The following is a 2,792-nucleotide window of genomic DNA, read 5'->3' on the forward strand; positions in this document are numbered from 1 at the left end:
CGTTTGGAAATAAAGATTGTAGTACATCGCGTCCGGTACAGAATCCCATGTGATGATGATCCGTCCGTTGCCACACTTTGCTGCGACATTGGTGGGAGCTGGCGGGAGTTCTTCCTCCTCGGCAATCGAATCGCCGGCACCCCACTCGCCTTGGGTGCCTTCGACCATCAAGCGAGCACGTTCGAACCGAAACATCTCATCCATCAGCCATGCTTTGATCATAGGTGGTGCCTCGTGTTGCGTGAGCGGGTTACAAGCAAGAATCTTGCTTCTTTCAACGACTTATACCGGATTGGCGAGTCTAACAAAGCGGTAAGAAAGGAGTCAACGGGGCACTTTATGAGACACAGACGCATGACCAGACGGGAAGTCAATCATTTGGGGACACTGGAGAGAACAGAAGGAGAGGCCCTTGCACTGCCCAGGCTGAATACACCAGCTATTTAGCGGGAGTTACGCGAGATCGACTACACCGACTCAACCGATTCTTCCAAATATCGGCTCATCAAGCTGTGCTTCCTCTTGAACCCCTCGCCCGACGAGGATTCCCTTCTCATCTTCTGTGCCCGATGGCGGGTCATCCGTCCCGTCTGCTTCATCGCTATTAGTTTCCCCGATGGGAGACGTGTCTTCGATCGGAAGATGCGCTTGCTCCGCCTCCCCAAGTTCTTTGAACTCTCGAAGCGGGGGGAGCTGACCGAGGTCCTCCAGTCCGAAATGTTCGAGGAAAAACTTGGTCGTCCCATACATGATCGGCCGCCCAGGCACCTCCTTGCGGCCCACGATACGAACGAGCTTGCGCTCCAACAGCGTCCGAAGCACTCCGGACGTTTCCACTCCTCGGATTTCTTCGATCTCGGCACGAACCAACGGTTGCTTGTAGGCGATGATGGCAAGCGACTCAAGCGCAGACCTAGAAAGTTTTTGCGCAGCTTTGGCCTTATCGAGCCTTTTCAACCAGGGCGCGTAGTCAGGCTTCGTCACCAGACGATAGCCACCAGCCACTTTCACCAATTGAATTCCTCGGCTATCGTGAGCTAATTGCTCTTGCAGCGCCTTGAGTGCGACATCCACCTCTGCTTTTGAAACAGTCCCGATGACCGAGGCTAACCTCGCAACCGACAACGCCTCTCCGGATACGAACAGTACCGCTTCAATGATCGCGGAAAGCTCACGCCCCCCTAGCGGATCTGACTGCGCAGGCTCTTCTTCACCGGTTTTCTCCTGCCCTGCGTTCATACTCGACTCTCCAGTCAGCCATACCTGCTCCGGTATTTCTGCCTGTTCCCTGTCAACGGCTTTCCGTACTTCCGTTGATTCCATCGCTACCTCCATTCCGAGTCATCCAATTCCGCAGGATCCGGCACCAATGAAAACGCGCGCGAAACCAGAATCGGTCCGAAATTTTCCGCCTGGAATACGCGGGCCGTCTTAAGACGGATAAGCTCCAACAAGGCGAGAAATGTCACAATGATCACGAGCCTGTGACAGGACTCCTCGAACAAGGAGTCGAAACTGACGGATTCCTGCCCTTCCAACGCCTCCAAAATCACATTCATGCGGTCGCGAACCGTGAGGTTGTCCGGGATGATCTCCAACAGCTTCTTCCCCGGATTCCGGTTGAGAATGCCTTGCAGCGCGTCGACCAGGTCAAACAAGCCTACGCTCTCGAGCAGTTGATCGTCGGTTTCCGTCTCCTCAAGAGGAGCGGGCGTCCGTCTGTACACTTCACGCCACAAACGTTCCTGCGTGTCTAGTTGGCGGGCCGCCTCTTTGAACTTCTTGTATTCGAGCAGTCGCCTGACCAACTCCTCTCGCGGATCCGCCCCTATATCCTCGTCCTCTTCCGTTTCTTCCACAGGAAGCAACATCTTTGATTTGATCTGGAGCAAAGTCGCCGCCATCACCAAAAACTCACCCGCGACGGTTAGATTCAACTCGTTCATTGCTTCGATATAGTCCAGGTACTGCCGGGCGATCATCGCGATGGGAATATCGTAGATGTTGATCTCGTTCTTCTTGATGAGATGCAACAACAGGTCGAGAGGCCCTTCGAAATTTTCGATCCGGACCTGGTAGGGCAGCTCGGTTTGTTGAGCTGTATCGAGTTGGTCGTCCACAAACGGCCTTATACCAGCTTTAGTAAGCTCCTAGCAAGAGCCACCCCATGTATTGTGGTCCATGGATAGGGATACGTCTACCGCGACTTCACAAGATAGGCGATCAGCATGGCGCTCAACAGCAGTAAGGCAAGCGTTATGACGTATTGGACTTCGGGATTGCCTTCTCCCGTCACCTGAGCTGAAGGGGCAGACCGTTTGGCTCCGGCAAACTGAGCCCCCTTCTTGTATGTGACCCCCGAGAATTGTTCCCCTGCATTGAACTGGGCATTGTCGAAATCCGCAGTCGCCCGAAACGTCGCGCGACGGAAATCAGCCTCCCCGTCGAACCGCGTGAATGTAAAAAACGCATCGCCTTCGAACAGGCTCTCTGAAAAATCAGACGCCCCCTGAAACTGACCCCCGGAAAATCCCGTACCCGACTCGAACGAACTGCGGGAGAAATCAACCTTCCCGGCGAACGTCACCTCAAGGAACTCCGCTAACCCGTTAAACCGCGATTGTGAAAACACGGCCGGCTCTTCAAACTGCGACAGATGAAATCGCGTGTGTGGGCCAAAAACAGTCTTCTCAGCAACTACGCCGCGCAGGAATCTCCCCTGCACGAAATAGCTTTCCCGGAGAAAGGTCGCCCCGGACAACTTCACCGATTGGGTGAATACCGCCCGCGAG

Annotated in this window: 4 protein-coding genes; all 4 read right to left on the minus strand. The window is 54.4% G+C overall.

Features of this window, described 5'->3' with window-relative positions; translation table 11 throughout:
• Positions 1-222, minus strand: a 222-nt coding sequence (locus tag ACWVCN_RS07390; protein ID WP_455244921.1) for a hypothetical protein, incomplete at its 3' end; no start/stop codon positions are given.
• Positions 223-477: 255 nt separating this feature from the next.
• Positions 478-1,323 (minus strand): SMC-Scp complex subunit ScpB, encoded by an 846-nt coding sequence (scpB, locus tag ACWVCN_RS07395; RefSeq protein ID WP_455244922.1) that lies wholly within the window; start codon positions 1,321-1,323, stop codon positions 478-480.
• 2 nt (positions 1,324-1,325) lie between these two features.
• Positions 1,326-2,120 carry a segregation and condensation protein A gene (locus ACWVCN_RS07400; protein WP_455244923.1) on the minus strand — a complete coding sequence of 265 codons (795 nt, stop codon included), beginning with the start codon at positions 2,118-2,120 and terminating at the stop codon, positions 1,326-1,328.
• 77 nt (positions 2,121-2,197) lie between these two features.
• Positions 2,198-2,792 (minus strand): pentapeptide repeat-containing protein (locus tag ACWVCN_RS07405; RefSeq protein WP_455244924.1); only part of this gene is annotated, 595 nt, incomplete at its 5' end.

Source organism: Petrachloros mirabilis (genome assembly GCF_975968855.1).

Coding starts and splice junctions, on each gene's coding strand:
- scpB (WP_455244922.1), bottom strand. CDS start 1,323: ATGGAATCAACGGAAGTACGGAAAGCCGTTGACAGGGAACAGGCAGAA.